Source organism: Arthrobacter sp. MDT1-49-2 (genome assembly GCF_059090185.1).
Genome location: NZ_JBNHFK010000009.1, coordinates 15925 through 35017, shown reverse-complemented (window position 1 = coordinate 35017; position 19093 = coordinate 15925). Strand labels below are relative to the sequence as shown.

General features: G+C 64.7%; 22 protein-coding genes and 1 other RNA gene. 12 read left to right on the top strand and 11 right to left on the bottom strand.

Features of this window, described 5'->3' with window-relative positions:
• Window positions 1–55: 55 nt before the first annotated feature.
• From AC5RTS_RS12975 to AC5RTS_RS12960, 4 genes are all read right to left on the bottom strand, one after another.
• On the bottom strand, window positions 56–1105 hold the full coding sequence (locus AC5RTS_RS12975; RefSeq protein WP_493992430.1) for a glucose 1-dehydrogenase: 1050 nt from the start codon (window positions 1103–1105) through the stop codon (window positions 56–58).
• A 133-nt stretch (window positions 1106–1238) separates the two neighbouring features.
• Window positions 1239–1608, bottom strand: a transfer-messenger RNA (tmRNA) gene (gene ssrA / locus AC5RTS_RS12970).
• Between the two features lie 141 nt (window positions 1609–1749).
• Complete coding sequence (locus AC5RTS_RS12965; RefSeq protein ID WP_493992429.1) at window positions 1750–2046, bottom strand: hypothetical protein; 297 nt, start codon at window positions 2044–2046, stop codon at window positions 1750–1752.
• Window positions 2047–2111: 65 nt separating this feature from the next.
• Window positions 2112–2606, bottom strand: a complete 495-nt coding sequence (locus AC5RTS_RS12960) for a hypothetical protein (protein ID WP_493992428.1) — start codon at window positions 2604–2606, stop codon at window positions 2112–2114.
• Between the two features lie 143 nt (window positions 2607–2749).
• Here AC5RTS_RS12960 and AC5RTS_RS12955 point away from each other — a divergent pair, with 143 nt between their 5' ends.
• Both AC5RTS_RS12955 and AC5RTS_RS12950 read left to right on the top strand, forming a co-directional pair.
• On the top strand, window positions 2750–3415 hold the full coding sequence (locus AC5RTS_RS12955; protein WP_493992427.1) for a nucleoside/nucleotide kinase family protein: 666 nt from the start codon (window positions 2750–2752) through the stop codon (window positions 3413–3415).
• A gap of 101 nt (window positions 3416–3516) precedes the next feature.
• Window positions 3517–4434, top strand: a complete 918-nt coding sequence (locus AC5RTS_RS12950; RefSeq protein WP_493992426.1) for an SMP-30/gluconolactonase/LRE family protein — start codon at window positions 3517–3519, stop codon at window positions 4432–4434.
• Between the two features lie 102 nt (window positions 4435–4536).
• On the opposite strand, the gene AC5RTS_RS12945 is transcribed toward AC5RTS_RS12950, so the two are convergent.
• Entirely contained in the window at window positions 4537–5556 is a 1020-nt protein-coding gene (locus AC5RTS_RS12945) for a GTP pyrophosphokinase (protein ID WP_493992425.1), read from the bottom strand.
• Between the two features lie 298 nt (window positions 5557–5854).
• Here AC5RTS_RS12945 and AC5RTS_RS12940 point away from each other — a divergent pair, with 298 nt between their 5' ends.
• From AC5RTS_RS12940 to AC5RTS_RS12920, 5 genes are all read left to right on the top strand, one after another.
• Window positions 5855–7321, top strand: coding sequence for an amino acid permease (locus AC5RTS_RS12940; protein ID WP_493992424.1), 1467 nt, complete (start codon window positions 5855–5857; stop codon window positions 7319–7321).
• Between the two features lie 137 nt (window positions 7322–7458).
• A complete protein-coding gene (locus AC5RTS_RS12935) occupies window positions 7459–7863 on the top strand; it encodes a hypothetical protein (RefSeq protein WP_493992423.1) in 405 nt (134 codons plus the stop codon).
• A 60-nt stretch (window positions 7864–7923) separates the two neighbouring features.
• Entirely contained in the window at window positions 7924–8241 is a 318-nt protein-coding gene (locus tag AC5RTS_RS12930) for a hypothetical protein (protein ID WP_493992422.1), read from the top strand.
• 125 nt (window positions 8242–8366) lie between these two features.
• Window positions 8367–8729: a DUF1622 domain-containing protein gene (locus AC5RTS_RS12925; RefSeq protein WP_493992421.1), complete on the top strand. Its 363-nt coding sequence runs from the start codon at window positions 8367–8369 to the stop codon at window positions 8727–8729.
• Between the two features lie 51 nt (window positions 8730–8780).
• Entirely contained in the window at window positions 8781–9269 is a 489-nt protein-coding gene (locus AC5RTS_RS12920) for a DUF5684 domain-containing protein (protein WP_493992420.1), read from the top strand.
• 171 nt (window positions 9270–9440) lie between these two features.
• On the opposite strand, the gene AC5RTS_RS12915 is transcribed toward AC5RTS_RS12920, so the two are convergent.
• Window positions 9441–9956 (bottom strand): hypothetical protein, encoded by a 516-nt coding sequence (locus AC5RTS_RS12915; protein ID WP_493992419.1) that lies wholly within the window; start codon window positions 9954–9956, stop codon window positions 9441–9443.
• Window positions 9957–10109: 153 nt separating this feature from the next.
• On the opposite strand from AC5RTS_RS12915, the gene AC5RTS_RS12910 reads away from it, so the two are divergent.
• Entirely contained in the window at window positions 10110–10757 is a 648-nt protein-coding gene (locus AC5RTS_RS12910) for a TetR family transcriptional regulator (protein ID WP_493992418.1), read from the top strand.
• Between the two features lie 159 nt (window positions 10758–10916).
• A complete protein-coding gene (locus AC5RTS_RS12905) occupies window positions 10917–12176 on the top strand; it encodes an Nramp family divalent metal transporter (RefSeq protein WP_493992562.1) in 1260 nt (419 codons plus the stop codon).
• A gap of 9 nt (window positions 12177–12185) precedes the next feature.
• Here AC5RTS_RS12905 and trxB read toward each other — a convergent pair whose 3' ends face one another.
• A complete protein-coding gene (gene trxB / locus AC5RTS_RS12900) occupies window positions 12186–13163 on the bottom strand; it encodes a thioredoxin-disulfide reductase (RefSeq protein WP_493992417.1) in 978 nt (325 codons plus the stop codon).
• A 115-nt stretch (window positions 13164–13278) separates the two neighbouring features.
• Here trxB and AC5RTS_RS12895 point away from each other — a divergent pair, with 115 nt between their 5' ends.
• The 3 genes from AC5RTS_RS12895 (at window position 13279) to AC5RTS_RS12885 (ending at window position 16482) form a co-directional block, all read left to right on the top strand.
• Entirely contained in the window at window positions 13279–13944 is a 666-nt protein-coding gene (locus AC5RTS_RS12895) for a GNAT family N-acetyltransferase (protein WP_493992416.1), read from the top strand.
• Between the two features lie 528 nt (window positions 13945–14472).
• Window positions 14473–15762 carry an HNH endonuclease signature motif containing protein gene (locus tag AC5RTS_RS12890; protein WP_493992415.1) on the top strand — a complete coding sequence of 430 codons (1290 nt, stop codon included), beginning with the start codon at window positions 14473–14475 and terminating at the stop codon, window positions 15760–15762.
• 147 nt (window positions 15763–15909) lie between these two features.
• On the top strand, window positions 15910–16482 hold the full coding sequence (locus AC5RTS_RS12885; protein WP_493992414.1) for a hypothetical protein: 573 nt from the start codon (window positions 15910–15912) through the stop codon (window positions 16480–16482).
• 71 nt (window positions 16483–16553) lie between these two features.
• Here AC5RTS_RS12885 and AC5RTS_RS12880 read toward each other — a convergent pair whose 3' ends face one another.
• From AC5RTS_RS12880 to AC5RTS_RS12865, 4 genes are read right to left on the bottom strand one after another with little or no spacing between them, the layout of a single operon-like run.
• Complete coding sequence (locus AC5RTS_RS12880) at window positions 16554–17429, bottom strand: ABC transporter permease (protein WP_493992413.1); 876 nt, start codon at window positions 17427–17429, stop codon at window positions 16554–16556.
• Window positions 17426–18370 carry an ABC transporter ATP-binding protein gene (locus tag AC5RTS_RS12875; RefSeq protein ID WP_493992412.1) on the bottom strand — a complete coding sequence of 315 codons (945 nt, stop codon included), beginning with the start codon at window positions 18368–18370 and terminating at the stop codon, window positions 17426–17428. Before AC5RTS_RS12875 ends, AC5RTS_RS12880 begins: the two co-directional genes overlap by 4 nt.
• Before the next feature lie 3 nt (window positions 18371–18373).
• Window positions 18374–18913 (bottom strand): GNAT family N-acetyltransferase, encoded by a 540-nt coding sequence (locus AC5RTS_RS12870; RefSeq protein WP_493992411.1) that lies wholly within the window; start codon window positions 18911–18913, stop codon window positions 18374–18376.
• Between the two features lie 24 nt (window positions 18914–18937).
• Entirely contained in the window at window positions 18938–19078 is a 141-nt protein-coding gene (locus AC5RTS_RS12865) for a hypothetical protein (protein ID WP_493992410.1), read from the bottom strand.
• Window positions 19079–19093 lie beyond the last annotated feature (15 nt).

Here is a 19093-nt window from a genome sequence, read left to right as displayed (position 1 = left end):
TGGTTCTTCCTGTCTATCACCGAACCTCCTGCGGCTGAATAGTCCGCGGAACCGGTCAGGCGTCCTGCAGGTCCAGCACCACTTTGATGTCCTCGTCCCGTTCTTCAAAAGCCTGGGCGTAGCCGGCGAGCGGCACGCGGCGGGAGATGACCTTCTCCAGCCATCCGGTGTCGGTCCGCGCCAGGACGTCCGCGGCCGACAGGTAGTGCCTGCGGTTGGCATTGACGGTTCCGAACACCACCCGGTTGTCCATAACGAGTCCCAGGTTCAGGGCCCCCAGGTCCAGGGGTTCCTCGGCACCGGTTTCGGAGACACCGGTCAGGCAGGTCACGGAGTTCTTCGCGCCGCGGTGCAGAACCTCCCGGATCACGGAGGGCGCACCGGTGCATTCGATGATGACGTCGGCGCTGATCCCTGAATCCGTGAGGCTGTCGGTGTGGAACACTGCCCCAAGTTCCTTGACCAGGCCCGCTTTGGGGCCGTCTTCCTCCAGGTCGAAGACGTGTACTTCCAGTCCCCGCTGCACTCCGAACAGGGCAGCCATCAGCCCTACCGGCCCGGCGCCGGTCACGGCAGCTACCTTCGGCCGGAAGTAGGCCCGGCTGCCGATCCGGTCAATCTGCTCCCAGGCCTTGGCCAGGATGGTGGCGGGCTCCAGCAGCACGCCCACCCGGTCCAGCGACGGGTCCAGTTTCACCATTTCCTCCGGCTCGCCGCGCCAGCGTTCGCGGGCAAAACCGTCCAGGCCTTCGATGCCGTGCTCGGTATAGGTGCCGGTATGGCACATGTCCCATTCGCCCGCAGCGCAGGCCGGGCAGTTCTCGGCACAGGGCCGGCGGACAATGCCCACCACCAAATCTCCGGCGGCGAGGCCGGAACCTTCCGGCGCTTCCAGCACCCGGCCGAGGTTCTCGTGGCCCATCACCAGATAGTCCCGGTTGGCCGGTGCGGTGCCGAATTCAGCGGCAATAACCTCCCTGTCAGTGGCGCAGAGTCCCACCGACAGGATCTCCACCAGCACGCTGCCTTCCGCGGCATCCGGTTCCGGCAGGTCCCTCAGCTCCAGCGAGTCCTTCTGTCCGGGGCTGATTGTTAATGCCTGCATGTCCATCCCTTCGCGCACGGGGGCCGATTGCCCTCTGTATCCCACACTAGCTCCGGACGCCGGACGTCCTTTAATGCCGGCGCACGGTTCCGGACGCGCAAAAGGCCCGCCCCTGTGGGGCAGGCCTTGAGCACGGTGGAGATGGGGGGAATCGAACCCCCGTCCGATGTTGTTTTGCCAGGGCTTCTCCGGGCGCAGTATGCGTCGGATTTTCTCGGCCCCGGCCATCCTGCATACAGGTGGCCGATCCGGGCCCAGCCGTCAAAAAGTCCCGAACACCCCGACGGCGGAAGTGTTCAGCAGTGGCCCTCTAAACGACGCCAGGATCCGGAGCGAGAGCGACTCCGGGCTGACGGACTACTCCGGCTGCTTAGGCAGCGAGAGCGAAGTCAGTGCGCATAGGTTTGGCACTTATTTTTTTGCAGAGAGCGTTAACGAGATAACTCTGCGTTCTCGGCCCGCTTCCCCTGGCACAACCAACATCGTCGAAACCGATCATCCCCGTATTGAGTTACCAATCACCGCCGGACCTTTCATTCCGGCACTATTTACAACGACGACGGTCTGCGGATGATTCCCGCCGGCACCTCCCGTGGACGACGTCGAGGGAGGCGCCGGGAATCTGGTCCGGCAGCCGCCGGCGGTCAGCGTTTGCGGCCGAAGATCAGCGAGGCCAGGGCTACGGCACCGGTCACGGTGTAAACGGACGGCCAGGCGCCCATTTTCTTGGCCAGCGGGTGGGACAGGCCGAACGCCGTGACGTAGCCGGCGGTGAGGGCGGCAGCTTTGCCCGTCCCGGCGTCGCGCTTCCACAGGGCAAAGGCGGCGGCACCTGCGGCGGCGAGGACGGCACCACCGAGCTGGCGGTTGCCGGTGTCACGTGCGGTCTTGTAGCCGCCGATCAGGCCGGCGCTGGTGATCAAGGGGGTCAGCAGGGACAACGTATCTCTCCTCGGGTAGACAACATCCCCAGCTTAGGCCGGGACGGGACCGTGTGCACGGCGGGTCAGTGGCTGGTGGTGCCCTGCCTGGATTCCAAAACCGGCGGGATCAGGGCATCTGACACCATCCCGGTGATCCAGGCATAGACCGTCTTGTGCCAGACATCCACCACGGTCTCGGAGAGTGGCCAGGATGTAGGCGGAGCACCGATACCCGTGGCGTTTTCCAGTGTCTGGTCCGTGGCCAGGCGGACAACACTGAAGGTGGTGTTCGCCACCGGGCCGCGGATCCCGGTAACGGACCACACCCCGCGCAGGGCACCGAGAGCCGCACCCGTTCCCCAGTGCATGGCATGGTTCCACACCGGCGGCCTGGCATCGGCGTCGGGCTTCCGGCCCAGCAGGCTCAACAGGGTGCGGGCCGGAACGTAGGAATCGGGCCGCCGGGTCACGGCCTGTTCCAGCTTTTCACCGGCGGTCATTGCTGCGACACCGGCCAGCCCCGCAACTGCCCCCTGCCCCGCGGCCTTCAAGAGTGTGCGTCCGCGGAAATCTGACATATCTGCCTCCTCGTGTGCGCGGCCTTTGCCCACCACGATAGGAGAACCGGAAGATATTTTCCCGTCCCCGTGCCCGGTTTCCGCGGCACCGTACACTGGTTCTTTCCAGGCGGCGAAAGGTGCGGGCAGGGGAAAATGTGGTGATGTCCTTCTCTACACTGCGGCGGCTGCAGGACCGGCTTACGGCGTTGGCAGGCTCCGGGGATGAAACCCGCATCATTGGCGTCACCGGTGCGCCGGGCGCGGGCAAGACCACCCTGGTTGAGGCGCTGGTCCGTTCCCTTAACCCGGAACACCAGCCCGTGGAATCCCACCGCTTTGCCCATGTACCGATGGACGGCTTCCACCTTTCGGACCGGGAGCTGGACCGGCAGGGCCTGCGGGAGCGCAAAGGCGCCCCGGAAACCTTCGATGCGTACGGCTACGCCGCCCTGCTGGACCGGTTCCTGCCTGCCGGGCGCGCCGACGTCGTCTACGCCCCGGGGTTCGACCGAACACTGGAGCAGCCGCTGGCCGGGGATATCCCGGTTTTCCCGGCGGCGCGGATCATCCTCACCGAAGGCAACTACCTGCTGCTGGACCGGCCCGAATGGCAGCACGTGCGTGCCCGCTGCACCGAGGTCTGGTACTGCGAACCGGAGGAGGAGCTGCGGGTCCGGCGCCTGGTGGAACGGCACGTCCGCTTCGGCAAAAGCCCGCAGGCAGCCGCCGCCTGGGTACAGGAGGTGGACCAGCCCAACGCCGAGCTGGTCCGGGCCTGCCGCGGGCGTGCCGACGTGCTGATCAGCGGTTTTTGGGACCTTCCCTGACTGCCGCCCGGCTTGGGCCGTGCCGGCACCTCGCGTATAAAAGGACGCAGACCGTACGCGCTTGACCCGGGCCCGCTGGGGCCCCGAACAGGAGACAAAGCATGGACGCATCCCCGACGCTGCTGGAAGCCGGAGCCGCACTGGAACAGGTGGGTACAGGGGCGGTGTGGGCCGAGGGGCCCTGCTGGGTTCCGGAGCGCAACGCCGTGCGGTACAGCGATGTCCGTTCCAACCGGATCCTGGAATTCAGCGAAACCACCGGCGAGCTCAGCGTCTACGGCCAGGACGTGGAGTTCACCAACGGCCGCGCCCTGGACGCGGACGGCTCGGTGGTCCAGTGCTCGCACGGGCGTCGCGCCATTGAACGGGACCGCAACGGCACCGTGGAAACCCTGGTGGACCGCTTCGGCGAGGTGCGTTTCAACTCCCCCAACGACGTCGTCGTGAAGTCAGACGGCACCATCTGGTTCTCGGATCCCTCCTACGGCATCGACAACCCGGCCGAGGGCCACCCCGGCGAGCTGGAATACGGGGACCGGTACGTGTTCCGTTTCGATCCCGCCAGCGGGGAACTCACCGCCGTCATCACGGACCTTATGGCCCCCAACGGTCTGGCGTTCTCCCCGGATGAGTCCGTCCTGTACGTCTCGGACACCGCCGAGGAGACCGTCTCCCCCGCCGGTCCGGCGCAGACCGATGGCAACCCCATCCGCGCCTACGACGTCGTTGAAGGACGGCAGGCGAAAAACGGCCGGGTATTTGTGCGGGTGGGGCCCGGCGTGCCGGACGGTTTCCGAGTGGATACGGACGGCAACATCTGGTCCTCCGGCGGCGACGGCGTGCGGGTGTTCTCCCCTGCCGGGGAACTGCTGGAGCACATCCCGGTACCGGAGACGGTCAGCAACGTCTGCTTCGGCGGCGCGGACGGCCGGACCCTGTACATGACTGCCACGTCCAGCCTGTACCGGATCCGCACCACTGCCACCGACGCCGCCGCTGCCCTGCGCGCCGGGCGCTAGCAAACCGGCCCCTCCTGCGCGCCGGGAGCTAGCAACCCGGCCCCTCCTGTGCGCCCGGAGCTAGCCCCCGCCGCTCCCTGCCTCCAGCGGGTTGGGAGCGGATCAGGACAATAACCGGCGGAGGCGGTACTCGAGTTTGCCGCGCCGTGTGCCGTCCTCACTCAGATGCGCGGTGCGCTGGATGTAGGCCCTGCCCCATTGCTCCAACAGGTAGTCATCCGCAGCGCGCACGTGCCCGGGCGGGAACCGGTAGCGCAGCCGGGCAGCCAGGGCTGTCCAGTCCGCCGAGCGCAGCAGAGCCGTGGCCTCCGACAGGGAGTACACGGTGTTGGCTTCGAGGACCTGGACCAGCCAGTCATAGTGTTCGGCGCGGCTGCGCGGGTTTTCGGGCAGTTCCTGTTCCAGCACCTCTCTTAGCGCGGCCGCGTTCAACTCATCCCCGCTCTGCACCCCGGCCACCCGTGCCTCGCCGCGCAGCCGCTGCAGCGCAACCACATGGTTGATGGCATCGAACTCCCTGTCGGCCAGTTCAATGAGTCCGGAGGCGAGGGTGAAGGCCCGGTTGACTTCCGGCGGGACGGGTCCGGTGCCCTTGTACCGGATCTCGTGCTCAAACTCGGCCCAGGCATGCTGCAGGATGGTGCGGAACTGCACTTCGAAACGCTGTCCGCAGAAGTCTTCACAGCCGGCGGGCGGGTTGTCCCGGGGCACCCGGAGGACAAGGTGCTGGCCGGAGTAGCCGAAGTCGCCGCGGGCCTTCTGCTCGGCGGACTTATCCACGTGGTCCAGCTCCTCGAAGGCGCCCGCCAGTGCTTCCATGGCGGCGGGGATGTCAGATTCCAGGAACAGGATGATCCGCACACCGATCAGGTCATCGATGTCCTCAAGCCCGTTGACGTACCGGGGCGTGCCGTCGTCGGCCCGCCGGTCCAGTTTCCGGCCCAGGGATTCCGCTTCCTTCACCCGGTGCTGGATGTGGTGGTAATTCAGGCCGTCATCACCCAGCCGGGCCAGGACCGCTCCGTGGATTCCCTCGTCTGCGCCCTGATAGCGGCCCAGATTCATTGCGTACGTACCCAGCCAGTCATTGATCCGCATACTGTGCGTCGGCAATAGTTCCATGGACAACGCATTTCCCCTGTCTCCCACGGGTCACCGCAGCCGGTGTCCGGCGGCGGGGTGGAACAACTGCCTCAATTGTGTGGCGCGGGACCATGCCCCGCAAGGGTCCGGCCCGGGGACCAGCACTGCCAGCCGGAGGGGAGCAATGTCTCCGCCCCTCGGCGGCGCCCCGTCGGAAAAGTGCCCCGGCGGGGTACCCACCCGGACGCTGCGGGTCCATACTTCTGCCGTAGCGGGTGCCCGGCTCTCACCGGGGCCCAGTCCCGGCGGCGAACGCCGCAGACGGATCGGAGCGGATATGGCCATCACATCAGGCGGGAAAGGCTCCCTCCTCCGACGGAAGCCGATTGACGACGTCGACGAGGAAAAAACCGGCAACAAACTCTTCAAGAGCCTCGGGCTGTGGCAGCTGACGGCCATCGGTGTAGGCGGCATTATCGGCATCGGCATTTTCACCCTTGCCGGGCTGGTGGCCAACGGTGGGCCGGATGCCTCCCCGGTGGGCCCGGCCGTGCTGATTTCCTTCCTCGTTGCCGGTCTGGCCAGTGCCGCAGCAGCCATGTCCTACGCCGAATTTGCGGGCATGGTGCCCCGTGCCGGTTCGGCCTACACTTACGGCTACGTAGCCTTGGGTGAACTCATCGGCTGGTTCATCGGCTGGGACCTGCTGCTGGAGTACACCGCCATCGTTGCCGTGGTGGCCATTGGCATCTCGGGCTATTTCACCGAGTTCCTTGCCGGGTTTGGCATCGATATGCCGGTGTGGATCCAGGGCACCGGCGACACCGTGGCGGGCGGGGTGATCAACCTGCCCGCCGCCGTCGTCTGCCTTTTCATCACCTGGATCCTCAGCCGCGGCACCAAGACCTTCGGCCGCTTCGAGCTGGTGGCGGTGGGACTGAAGGTGCTGCTGATCCTGTTCATTGTCGGGCTGGGCATTTTCTACATCAACACGGATAACTACACCCCGTTTATGCCCAGCGGTTTCGGGGCGGTCTTCACCGGTGCGGCCACCGTGTTCTTCGCCGTCTTCGGCTATGACGCCATGAGCACCGCCGCCGAGGAAGCCACGGACGGCAAAAAGCACATGCCCAAGGCCATCCTGCTGTCCCTGGCCGTGGCCATGGCGCTGTATGTGCTGGCCACGCTGGTGCTCACCGGAATGCAGAATTACCGCGATATCAGCCCCACCGCTGGATTCGCGTCCGCCTTCCAGTCCGTGGGCCTGCCGGTCATTGCCACGGTGATTTCCGCATTTGCCGTGCTCTCCATCCTCACCGTGATGCTCACCTTCCTGCTGGGCGTCACGCGGGTCTGGTTCTCCATGAGCCGTGACGGGCTGCTCCCCGGGTGGTTCGCCGGGACGGACAAGCACGGCACCCCGCAGCGGGTGACCTGGATAGCCGGCGGCGCCTCGGCCCTGCTCGCCGGTTTCTTCCCCATCCGGGCCGTAGCCGACCTGACCAACATCGGCATCCTCGCCGCCTTCGTGGTGGTCTGCGTGGCCGTGATTGTGCTGCGCCGCCGCCAGCCGGACGCACCGCGGGAATTCCGGCTGCCGCTGATGCCGTGGGTACCCGCCTTCGGCGTACTTGCGTCAGGTTTCCTGATGCTTCAGCTGCATTGGGAAACCTGGCTGCGGTTTGTCATCTGGCTGATCATCGGGATGCTCATATACGGGTTTTACGGGTACCGCCACTCCCTGCTCAATCCCAACAGCCCGCGGCTGCGGCAGGTGCGGCCGGATCCGCAACCGGAAGGCTGACCCGCAGCCGCCCGCAACACGGCGGACGGGCGCACATCCTATCCTCCATTTCGGTAAAAACCGGCTATTATCTGCATTAGGTCCACATTTGGACATTAGTTGGGGAGAACAACCGAATGGGCAGTCAGTCTCAGGCCATGCCTTCTGCGCGGAGGCGGTCCACCATGCTTTACCGCCGGGCACGCAGCGGGCTCGTGCTGATCGCTGTTTTCTGGCTATGGATGCTGATCAGCGCCGCAGACTTTATCGCTTCACTCTTCGGGTCTCCGTTCCATGCAGCCCTCGCCCTTTACGGGCTGGGTGCGCTGACCCTCATCTCGCTGCTCTTCCTTCCTATCTGCATTGCCTATCTGGTCCTGAACCGTCCCGTGGCCACGGCCCGGAGCGCTTCAGTGGAGCACGCTCCGGAAAACACTGAGCGGGGTGAAGAGGCCGGACACGGACTGGCACCGGTCATCCGGATGATGCCGCGCCGCGCCGTAGCCCGTGGAGCTGACCTGACCAACCGTGCCGCCGCCAAATGGCGGGACCTGGCCTCCTAGCCGCACCTGCCGAAACGGCCTCCGCCCGGGAATGTCAGTGGCGGTTGCCAGAGTGGGGGCATGCGCTCCCCCGAGACCTCCGGTTCCGTCCTCACTGCACCCGTTGCCCGCACCGCCCCCTCCGGTCCCGTAACCCATGCCCATTACCGGCGCGAACCGTATGTTCGGTGCAGCACTGATGCCGGCAGCGTTGATGCCAAGGCAGTGGCCTGGACACGGACGCACGTCCTCCTGCACTGGATCGACGAGGACGGACTCGCGCACAACCGGTGGACTCCTGCCGGTGCGGTGCGCCGGATTTCGCGGGACGAATCCGCCTGGCGTGATCCCTACGACGATTTCCGTTTCTATTACCGTCCGGTCCCGGCCGCCGCGTGAGCACCCGCCGGGCTGCGCCGTGATCCTGTGCCGGTGGAGCCCGCCAGGGTGCGTACCCTTGACGCCCGGCCGCCAGGCGGGCGCTGATGGAGGTACACACAGACGGACATAAGGCGGCGGGCTGAGTGGATTTCCAGCAGACGATTGAGGCCGTGGGGCAGGTGATGGACCTGGCAGGCGTGGCGGCCATTGTGCTTGGCGCCCTGGTTTCCACGGTTGCAGCTGCGGTGGCTGTTCTGCAGCGCCGCAGGCAGGTATACGAGGAGTACCGACAGCGGCTGGGCCGAAGCATCCTGCTGGGGCTGGAACTGCTGGTCGCAGCGGACATCATTCGCACCGTGGCCATTACCCCCACGTTCGAATCACTGGGAATACTGGCTGTCATCGTGCTCATCCGGACTTTCCTGAGCTATTCACTGCAGCTGGAGGTCACGGGATACCTGCCGTGGAAACGTCCTGTACTGACCGGTGCAGAAACTAAGAAATAAACACTATTCCGGGGTCTTGACTTCTACGCCGGAGCAAATATCGTTCTCGGCATGATTAATCCAGTCTCGATTCTTCCGTCTGTTCTTTCTGCCTCCGAATTCGGTACAACCACTACGGAGACCACCGTTGGGGCCGGGGCACTATTTGGCTCCATGCTTGTCTTCGGCGTCATTGGCATAGTCCTGGGCGGACTGGCCATGATGGGCATGTTCAAAAAGGCCGGGCGCAAGTCCTGGGAGGCCTTTGTCCCCGTTTATGCCCAGATCCTGCTCTTCCGCATTGCCGGCATGTCCGGCTGGTGGCTCGTAGCCATGCTGGTGCCGGTTCTCAACCTCGTGGCCCTGGTGCTGCTGTCCATCAACCTTGCCAAGGTCTTCGGCCAGACAGCCGTCATGGCGGTCCTGCTGTTCCTCTTCGGCACCATCATGTATTTCTACCTTTCCTACAGCTCCGCCCGGTACTTCGGCCCGCAGGCCAGCAAGGGCCCGTTCGGCCAGGCCAGCAACCACGGCCAGCCGGCCTACGCCCCGCAGGCCTAAATCCCAGCCCACTCCTACCAACCATTGAAGGCGTGCCCGGACCGGGCACGCCTTCACTGTTGCTGAAACCGGGCCGGCGGCTTCCTGGGACATCAGGTTGATTCCTTGGAGAAGAAGATTCCTCCGCCACTCCAATATCCCTGGTTGTTTTGCCGCGAGCCGGACTGAGGCCTAGGCGCTGCATGCCCTCGCAAAACTGATACCGCCCACCGCCGCGCTCAGTACCCAAACCACTGTTCCTTCAATGGTGATAATCGCGATCGCTCCTCCGACGATAGCGATAGCGCAATCCACTGAAATTGCGTTGGGATCGGATATCGCACCCGCAGTCGTCAGGCTTACGGTCTGGACCATAGCGCCATTGATGTATTTCTGCAGATAACTTCCGTGACAATCAGACAGCGGCTGTCCCTGCGACAGAAAATAACTACTTCCATCGGTGTTGACGCAGCTGTAGTAATACTGACCGGTCACATCATAGGGAGTGACCGCGTGTTGGGCCGGATCTTCCTCGGCCGAAACCGTTGGCTCGCCCAATCCTGCAGTCGACGGCAATGCTGCGACTTGCGAATCCGCTTGTTTCCCTGAGCCAGCTGGCGTTTCTGCCGCGTTGGCGGGCGAGGCTCCCACCAGGCCTGCCAAAAGGATCATGGTGCTGGCGAAGATGGTTGTGATTTTGGTTTTCACGATATGCCCCGTTCCTGTTCATGGTGCTTAGACATCGGTCGACAGAAATGTTCATGTACCCGGGCGACGGTACTTCTTGGACGCCCGTCCAAACATCAATAACAGTGAAGTTTTTTTGATTACCTACTTCATTGGGTGTGGGATACTCCCATCATGGGGAGGCAACCACATGCATCAGATCTGGCAGTTGCGGCTGGCATGGGAGAGACGAATACGGCTTCCAGGATCCTGGATGCTGCGATTGCCGAATTCGATGAACAGGGTTTCGAGAAGGCAAGTTTTGCGGGAGTGGCCACACGGAGTGGCATTTCCAAGTCACTCGTTAGTTACCATTTTCCGACGAAAACACTCCTCGGATCTTCCGTTGTGAACGCGGCCTATCCTTCGGGCATGTTTATGGGTTCAGAGCGCCAAGCGGAGTCACCTATGGGCGAGCTCCTTCATGCCGCCGTTAGTGTCGCGTCCCATGTGGTTCACACCCCCTTGGCCCGGGCCGCACTCAAGCTTCGGCACGCACTTGAGGGCACAACAGAGGGTCTTCCAGATCCCTACAGCGGGTGGACTGCATACGCTGCGGGCTTGTTTGACGAGGCCCAGCGCGCCGGGTTGATTGATACGGATGTAGACGTAAGTTTCCAGTCACGACTCTCCGTGGGGACGGTCGCCGGACTCATTTCAATATCGGAAGCGACGGGAAGCTTCATCACGCTGCCTTCCGACGTGGACAAGGCAATCCGTTCCCAGCTGACGCACCTGGGCCCCATCGGTGACCTCCCTATGCCACCGCCGCGGGTCGGATGACCGTAGAATCCGCCGGGATAGGCCTCCGGCTTCTCGCTGTGCCACGGTAAGACGTCGAAACCTATCGGGAAAAGGTTCGGAACGAATGAGGCAGACCCCGAGAAATTGTTAGGCACGCCGAACTCGAACTGCTAAGTTGCTGTCATGGCTCGCGCGCAGATGACTCCCACCGGCACCGGCACCGGCACCCGGCCGCACCCTCCAACCCGGCCACGCAATATCCTCTGGCTCCTCGGACCCGCCCTCGTGGCCGGCGTCGCCTATCTGGACCCCGGAAACGTTGCGAGCAACATGACCGCCGGAGCCAAGTTTGGGTACCTGCTGGTCTGGGTGGTGGTGGTCGGCAACATCATGGCCTGGCTGATCCAGTACCTTTCGGCCAAGCTGGGCCTGGTCAGCGGACGCAGCCTGCCCGAACTGCTTGGCGAGCGCATCGGCCGCAAGCCGGCCCGGCGGCTGTACTGGCTGCAGGCCGAACTCGTGGCGATGGCCACCGACGTCGCCGAAGTAATTGGCGGCGCCGTCGCCCTCTGGCTGCTCTTTGACCTGCCCCTGTTACTGGGCGGGATCATCACCGGAGCGATTTCCATGGTGGTGCTCCAGTTGCAGAACACCGGCAGGCACCGCGGCTTCGAGTATGTGATTGTGACGATGATGGCCGTTATTGCCGTCGGTTTCACCGCCGGTGTCTTCATCAGTCCGCCGGACGGCTCCTCGCTGGTCGAGGGCCTGGTGCCCCGTTTTGAAGGCAGTGAATCGGTGCTGCTTGCCGCCTCGATTCTTGGGGCAACGGTGATGCCGCACGCCATCTACGCCCATTCGGCCCTCACCCGGGACCGCTTCCCGCACCGCACCGCAACGCTGACGACTCCCCGGCTGATCAAGGCCACCAAGTGGGACGTCACCATTGCCCTTGCGGTGGCAGGATCGGTCAACCTGGCCATCCTGCTGCTGGCCGCCAGTTCCCTGCAGGGGGTTGAGGGCACTGATTCCCTCGAGGGGGCGCATGCCGCGATCGGCGCGTCCCTGGGCGGCGCGGTGGCCACACTGTTCGCCGTCGGCCTGCTGGCTTCCGGTCTGGCCTCGACGTCGGTGGGAGCCTATGCCGGTGCTGAGATCATGCAGGGACTGCTCAAGATCCGCATCCCCATGCTGCTGCGGCGCCTGATCACGCTGCTGCCGGCACTGGCGATTCTCGCCGTCGGCATCGATCCCACCTGGGCGCTGATCCTGAGCCAGGTGATCCTGTCCTTCGGCATCCCGTTTGCGCTGATTCCGCTGGTCTGGCTCACCGCCCAGCGGGGACTGATGGGCGCGCATCGGAACCACTGGGCCACTACGGCGCTCGGGGTACTGGTATCCGTGCTGCTGGTGGGACTGAACATCACCCTGCTGGCGCTGACCTTCACCGGAGCCTAGCCCGCGGCCCTATCCGTTCAGTGATCCTTCCACCAGGGCGGTGGCAATGCTGTCGGCGTCGGCGACGGCGGCCAGGTACCGCTCCGTGTCCAGCGCGGCCGAGCAGCCGGTCCCGGCTGCGGTGATCGCCTGGCGGTAACGGTGGTCCACCGCGTCTCCGCAGGCGAATACCCCGTCCAGGTTGGTCTGCGTGGTGGGCGAGGCCACCTTGATGTATCCGTTCTCATCCAGTTCCACCTGGCCCGCAAACAGTTCAGTCCGCGGAACGTGCCCGATGGCCACGAAAATCCCCTGCGCCGGAAGCTCCCGGGTTGCCCCGGTGACGGTGTCGGTGAGCGTGACTCCGGTGACCTTGTCCGTGCCGTGGATGGCGGTGACTTCCGAGTTGAATTCAAAGCGGATCTTGGCGTGGTCCCGGGCCCGTTGGGCCATGATGCGCGAGGCCCGCAGGGTGTCCCGGCGCACGACGACGGTCACCGACTCACCGAACCGGGTCAGGAACAGCGCCTCTTCCATGGCCGAGTCTCCGCCGCCGACCACCACAATGGCCTGGTTGCGGAAGAAGAACCCGTCGCAGGTGGCACACCAGGAGATGCCGCGGCCGTTGAGGCGCTTCTCTTCCGGCAGGCCCAGTTCCTTGTAGACCGATCCGGTGGCGAGGATGACGCTGCGGGCCTTGTAGCTTTTCCCGCTTCCCCCGGCCACCCTCTTGGTGTGCCCCGCAAGTTCCACGCCCACGGCGTCGTCGTACTCCACTGCGGCGCCGAACTTTTCCGCCTGCCTCCGGAGGTTCTCCATCAGGTCGGGGCCTTGGATGCCGTCCGTGAAGCCCGGGAAGTTTTCCACTTCGGTGGTGTTCATCAGGGCGCCGCCCGCCGTGACGGACCCGGCCAGCATGCGCGGTTTGAGCCCGGCACGTGCGGCGTAGATACCCGCGGTGTAGCCGGCCGGACCGGAACCGATGATCAATACGGAATCCGTGCCCATTTGCCCGTCCCTTTCCCGTGCTGCCGAGGGGTTTCTTCAAGTCTGGCGGGGATCAGGTTAGGGTCGTAACCCCGGATGCAGATAAGCAGCATCGGAACCGGCAAAGGAGCCAGCATTGGCAGCTGCACTCAAAAGCATCCAGCTGATCCAGCTTCCCCGCGGGGTGATCGACGCGCTGGCGGCGGGCGATCTGGATGGCGCCAACCGGCACGCACCCCTTGAACTGACCGAGCATTTCTCCCGGGACCGGCAGCCGTTGTGGCGGATGCGCAGTGCCCAGCTCCAGGATCACCCCGGCGATGCCGTCTGGATCACCCGGGCCGTTTACGATCCCGAACTGCAGCGGGCCGTGGGACTGGCCGGATTTCACGGGCCGCCCGACGACGCCGGGATGGTGGAGGTGGGATATTCCGTGGATCCCGCGTATCGGCGCCGGGGTTATGCCCGAGCTGCTCTGGAGGCGCTGCTGGCTGTGGCCGCGCAGGAACCCTCCATCCGGACCGTACGCGCCACTATCAGCCCGGACAATGAAGCGTCCCGCAGGCTGGTGGAACAGTACGGCTTCGTGGCCAACGGCGAGCAGTGGGATGACGAGGACGGGCTGGAGATCATTTACGAAGTGGACGCCGGTGGGGCCGGTGGCGGGACTGGTGCCGGGGATGGCGAGGAGGAGCGAGGAGAGGACGACGGCGGGGCCGAGCGCAGAGTAGGTGAGGCGGAGCCCGGAGCGGCTAGGGCCGCCGACGGCGACGCGGACCGCAGCAGAGCGGCCGGCGGATGACGCTGCGGCACTTTCTTTCCTGTACGTCCGGTGCGTCGGGCAGCGACAGGAACATGGGATGACGGCCGGTTCAGACTAGGTAGATTGGCCCAAAAGACAGGTATTTTTGGGTCGAGAAGGGACCGCTTTTCGGCCGATTTTCAGGCCGGAAATGTCAGTGCCGGATGAAATTCATAAGGCATGGATAAGCTCGGGAGCGCCGAACGGATAACCAAAGAATCAGGGACAAAACACCAGACGGGCGAAGGCCAGGCTGGCCCTGAGAATGGGTCCGGTACAGTCTGCACGCTCGCGGTTTTCCGCGCCGATGGTACGGCTGGCGACAACGCCCGACGTGCCGGCGGACCTGCCACCGGCACAGACACCAGCAACCACGCAGACGCTTCCGCCACCGAGCCGGCTCCGACCACAGCAGCCACCGCCACTAAAGGCGCCGGCACAGATTTTCCGGACGGGTTCAGCGGGATTCTGGCGCTGAAGAATCCGGGCACCCTTAATGAACAGGCCACCTGCGACGCGTTGGCCCGATTGACCCATTTGATCCGCTGGGCAAAGGCTCAGGAAACCCGCCTGCTCAACCACATGGAAGAACTCTTCCGGACCGGCGTCTGCAAAGATCTGGGCCGGGAAGAACCGGGACTGGCGTTCAGCCTGGCAGCCTCGGAATGCGCAGCCGTCTTAAATGTTCCGCAGACCACCGCGCAGGCCATGATGTCCGAGGCAGGCAGGCTCTGCGGCACCCATGCGGCAACCCTGACCGGGCTCGAAGAAGGACGCTTCTCGTATGCCCACGCCCAGGTGGTGCTGGATCAGTGTGAGAACGTTCCCGCCTCGGATCTTCCCGGGTTCGAGTCTGAACTGCTGACCAGGGCCGAAGGCACGACCCGGGCTCAGTTCTCTGCCCAGGCACGCCGGCTACGGGAGCGGAAATATCCCCAGACCATTCACGAACGGCACCTGACCGCGTTCGATAGGCGGCGGGTCGTTCTGGACCGGGACGGGGACGGCATGTCGTGGCTGTCCGCGCATCTGCCGGCCGCGGACGCCCAGCAGATCTATACGGCACTATCCACGGCGGCCCGGGGCGAACGGGTGGCCGGGGATCCCCGAACCACGGACCAGCTGCGTGCCGACATCCTGGCCCAGTTGCTCATGGGCGGTCTTGGTTCCATTCGGTCCGATGCACGCAACGGTGCAGGGAGCAGTGCAGAGACCAGTGCACGGGGCATTACAGGCGCCGGAACCACAGCGCGGCCCGGAGCGGGCAGCAAATTTGAGGATGCCGGCCCCGGCGGGGTCCTACCCAGGGCAGAGATTATGGTCCTCATCAACGCCGAGACACTCTTCGGTGTCAACGAGGATCCTGCCGAACTGCACGGGTACGGTCCGATCAGAGCCGAAGCGGCCCGCAGACTCGCCCGGACCGCAACCCGCTGGACCGGTTTGGTACAGGATCCGGATACCGGTGAGATCCTCGGAGTCGGCAGGCGCCGGAAAGTCCCTGCGGGATTGGCCCGATGGCTAAGGGCCCGGGACGGGACCTGCCGGTTCCCGGGCTGCCGGGTCAGCACGGCAGTATCGGAAATCGACCACACGACGGACTGGGCAGAAGGCGGCCTCACGGAGCACGGAAATCTGGCCCATTTATGCCGCCGGCACCACCGGTTCAAAACCTTGGGATTCTGGATGGCCCGTCAACCAGCACCCGGCGTGATGGAGTGGACCTCGCCCACGGGACGCGTTTACCGGACCGACCCCTTCCTGAAAATGGAACCCCGCGAACCCGTTCAGACATGCCCCGAACCCGCTCCGTTCTGACCCTGCAATCCGGGGCGTCTCGTCGCAGCAGGTTTAGGACCACGCCGGAGCAGGTGGGGCTTCTCGTCGCAGCAGGTTGAGGACCACGCCGGAGCAGGTGGGCTTCTCGTCGCAGACAGTCAGCCACGAACAGGTTAGGCTTCCCCGATGACATCGTGGGCAGAAATCACAGCCGCCGTGGAAGCAGCTCTGGGCGGGAACCGGACCGAAGGCAGAGAACATCTGCTGGAGTGCTGGGAAGGTACGGTTCCGGGTGAACACGCCTACCGATGCATTCTGGCGCACTATCTGGCCGATACGGAACCTGATCTGGCAGCTGAAATCGCCTGGGACGAGGCCGCCCTGGCCGAGCATGCGGGCGTCCGGGATGAAGACCTCGTGCCGCTCGGCATCCCCTCCGCCCGCGGGTTTGCGCCCTCACTGCATCTGAACCTCGGGGATGGCTACCTTCGCCGCGGCGAGCCCGGTAAAGCGCGCCGCCACCTTGTATTGGGTCTCGCCGCCTCGGACGTACTAGGCACGGACGGCTACGGTGCAATGATCCGTGCAGGGCTGGAAAACCTGGGTCAGCGAATTGAGGCGGCCCGCAGCGCCAGTACCGGGACTGACGCGGGGACCGGCAGCGGCCCCGGCACGGACGGCGGCACGAACGTCGGCACGGGGACCAGCACCAACACCAGCACCGGAGCCCGGGAGGCAGTCGCGGATACGGGCGCGTAACCCGGCCGGAGACTGACGCGGTAACCGGCACCGCACCGGCGTCGGCACCGGCACGGAGTCGGCGAACCCGCTCAGCGGATCCGGGAGCGGATCCGGACGGCGGCAAGGGCGGTAAAGACCACCACCATGGCCACAAGAACCACAATGACGTAGCCGGTGGGCACCGCCCAGTCCCCCACGTAGGCGGAGATGCCGAACAGCCGTTCCACCTCATCCGCCGCCTGCGGCTGGTCCGTGACCTCTCCAAGGGGACCTTCGGTCATTTCCTGGCGGACCACCATGGATGCCTGCAGGAAAGGCAGCGCACTCACGAAGTTGCGTACCCCTTCCGGGAACGCCCCGACCGGAATGTAGGAACCGGCTGCGAATCCGAGGATGGTGCCCACCAGCGTGGACAGGGCGGCAAAGGATCCCGGCGTGCGGACAAACGTGACGATGAAGGAGCTGAGCGCACCAAACGCGGTGCAGCTGAGCACCAGGTATCCGTAGGTGCGGGCCAACTCACCCGCACCGAGGAACACGCCGTCGGCCAGTGCCAGGTAGGCCAGGCTGACGGCAAACACCACGGTGGTCATGATCAGTGCGATCACCACGGTGGACAGAAGGTAACCCAGCACCAGCTGACCGCGGCTGATGGGAGAGACGAGGAAGTCCCGGAAGCGTCCCGTGGCGGTATCGTCCACAATGACGTTCACAGCGGCCAGACCGGTGGTGATGGCAGTAATGCCCACAATTCCGGCAAACATCCAGGCGTCAACAAACCCTTTGATGTCTTCTTCGGACGCCTGCGGGAAACTCTCGGCCAGGCCCTGGGTCTGCTGGTTGCCCAGGAAGAGGGTGTAGAGCAGGAACAGGACCAGGGCGCCCAGCAGGGAGAAGAAAACGTTCAGCCGGTCCCGGAAATACAGGCGCAGGTTCCGGCCGGTGATGTCCATAACCACATTCATTCGGCATCTCCCGTCCGGCCGGTCAGTGCCAGGAATACATCGTCCATGGTGCCGTGGCGGAACTCGAAGTCCAGCACATTCCCGCCGTGCTCGGCGAGGAGCTGGCGGGCGGTGTCGGAACGCTCCACGGCCAGCCGGACCACGTTGGCCTCTCCGCCAATGACGTCGACGCCGGTCTCCCGGGCCAGTGTGCGCAGGGCACCGGGATCAGCGGAGGTAATGGACAGGACGCTGCGGCTGTATTTTGCGCGCAGCGTGGTGGGCGTCCCGTCCGCGATGATCCGGCCCTTCTCGATCACGCAGACCCGGTCCGCTTCCTCGGTTTCCTCCATGTAGTGGGTGGTGAGGAAAACGGTCAGGCCGTGGTTTTCTCGCAGGTCATGGATGGTGGACCAGACTATTGCGCGGCTGGCCGGATCCAGTCCGGCAGTGGGTTCGTCCAGGAAAATGATCGACGGCGAGTGCAGCAGGGCACGGGCAATATCAACGCGCCGCCGCTGCCCGCCCGAGTAGGTGCTGTAGCGCCGGTCGATGAAATCCTCCAGCCCGACCAGACGGCTCAATTCCGAGATCCGGGCATTGTTGGCGGCCTTGTCCGGGGAGTAGAACCGCGCCCGGGTCTGCAGGTTCTCCCTGCCGGTCAGGATGGGATCCAGCATCGAATCCTGGAACACCACGCCAATGGCTTCGCGGACCCCGTTGCCGCTGCGCACTACGTCGTGCCCTGCCACCTCCACGATTCCGGCATCGAACGGCAGGACTGTGGTGAGGCAGGAAATAGTGGTGGACTTGCCTGCCCCATTTGCCCCCAGGAAGGCAAAAACGCTGCCGGCCTCCACCTCGAAGGACAGATCATCCACGGCTGCGACCCTGCCAAAGCGTTTGGTCAGCCCCCGCACCGCAATAGCCGAGTCTCCGCGCACCGTCAGCTCCAGTCCCACCCTTCAGCCGGGCAGATCGTTCCATTCAAAGGGCGTGACCGTGTCATTTTCCCAGTCAGTCCGAAGTATGGCATAGGCCACCGAGGCCGCCCGGGATCCATCGGCTTTGGGCCACGCCTGCCGGTAGTGGGCTTCCTTGACAAACCCGGCGCGGTCAAAGGTTTTGCGCATGGCAATGTTGTCCTCCCGGGTCTGGCCTTCAAACCGCACTACCTCGGGCATCTCGGTGAAGACCAGCCTGCACAGCGCCCGGACGACGTCGACCCCCAGTCCCTGCCCCCGCCTGCCTTCCGCCAGACGCAGGTCGAAGACGGGGCTATCCTCCTCGAGGTCCTCCAGCACCGCCATCCCGATGTTGTCGCTGCCGTACCGGATCCAATAGCCCTGTGACTCCTCGGACCAGAAATCGCCGTCGGCCACCCGGGCCGCTGCCTGCTCCGCCGTCGGTGCAGCGTTCACATGGAACGGAAAACGGTTGGCGGACAGGAAAGCGGTGACGGCGTCCGTGTCCGCAGCCGTCATCCGGTGAAGGGTGATACTCATGCCGGGCAGTCTAACCGGCTCCCACTAGGGGTGGGTGGTCACCATGATCAGCTGCCAGCCTTCGGGGACCTGTGCCTGCAGCGCTTCGCGTGCGTCAAGGAAACTCTCGCCCTCGGCTTCCAGTTCCCGGGTTTCGACAGGACGGATAATGCCAGTGACTTTCATATTTCCAGCGTAGGC

Excerpts from the sequence above, each read along its gene's own strand:
- AC5RTS_RS12975 (WP_493992430.1), bottom strand. The coding sequence starts at position 1,105 with ATGCAGGCATTAACAATCAGCCCCGGACAGAAGGACTCGCTGGAGCTG.
- AC5RTS_RS12960 (WP_493992428.1), bottom strand. The coding sequence starts at position 2,606 with ATGTCAGATTTCCGCGGACGCACACTCTTGAAGGCCGCGGGGCAGGGG.
- AC5RTS_RS12955 (WP_493992427.1), top strand. The coding sequence starts at position 2,750 with ATGTCCTTCTCTACACTGCGGCGGCTGCAGGACCGGCTTACGGCGTTG.
- AC5RTS_RS12950 (WP_493992426.1), top strand. The coding sequence starts at position 3,517 with ATGGACGCATCCCCGACGCTGCTGGAAGCCGGAGCCGCACTGGAACAG.
- AC5RTS_RS12945 (WP_493992425.1), bottom strand. The coding sequence starts at position 5,556 with ATGGAACTATTGCCGACGCACAGTATGCGGATCAATGACTGGCTGGGT.
- AC5RTS_RS12940 (WP_493992424.1), top strand. The coding sequence starts at position 5,855 with ATGGCCATCACATCAGGCGGGAAAGGCTCCCTCCTCCGACGGAAGCCG.
- AC5RTS_RS12935 (WP_493992423.1), top strand. The coding sequence starts at position 7,459 with ATGCCTTCTGCGCGGAGGCGGTCCACCATGCTTTACCGCCGGGCACGC.
- AC5RTS_RS12930 (WP_493992422.1), top strand. The coding sequence starts at position 7,924 with ATGCGCTCCCCCGAGACCTCCGGTTCCGTCCTCACTGCACCCGTTGCC.
- AC5RTS_RS12920 (WP_493992420.1), top strand. The coding sequence starts at position 8,781 with ATGATTAATCCAGTCTCGATTCTTCCGTCTGTTCTTTCTGCCTCCGAA.
- AC5RTS_RS12910 (WP_493992418.1), top strand. The coding sequence starts at position 10,110 with ATGGGGAGGCAACCACATGCATCAGATCTGGCAGTTGCGGCTGGCATG.
- AC5RTS_RS12905 (WP_493992562.1), top strand. The coding sequence starts at position 10,917 with ATGACTCCCACCGGCACCGGCACCGGCACCCGGCCGCACCCTCCAACC.
- trxB (WP_493992417.1), bottom strand. The coding sequence starts at position 13,163 with ATGGGCACGGATTCCGTATTGATCATCGGTTCCGGTCCGGCCGGCTAC.
- AC5RTS_RS12885 (WP_493992414.1), top strand. The coding sequence starts at position 15,910 with ATGACATCGTGGGCAGAAATCACAGCCGCCGTGGAAGCAGCTCTGGGC.
- AC5RTS_RS12880 (WP_493992413.1), bottom strand. The coding sequence starts at position 17,429 with ATGAATGTGGTTATGGACATCACCGGCCGGAACCTGCGCCTGTATTTC.
- AC5RTS_RS12870 (WP_493992411.1), bottom strand. The coding sequence starts at position 18,913 with ATGAGTATCACCCTTCACCGGATGACGGCTGCGGACACGGACGCCGTC.
- AC5RTS_RS12865 (WP_493992410.1), bottom strand. The coding sequence starts at position 19,078 with ATGAAAGTCACTGGCATTATCCGTCCTGTCGAAACCCGGGAACTGGAA.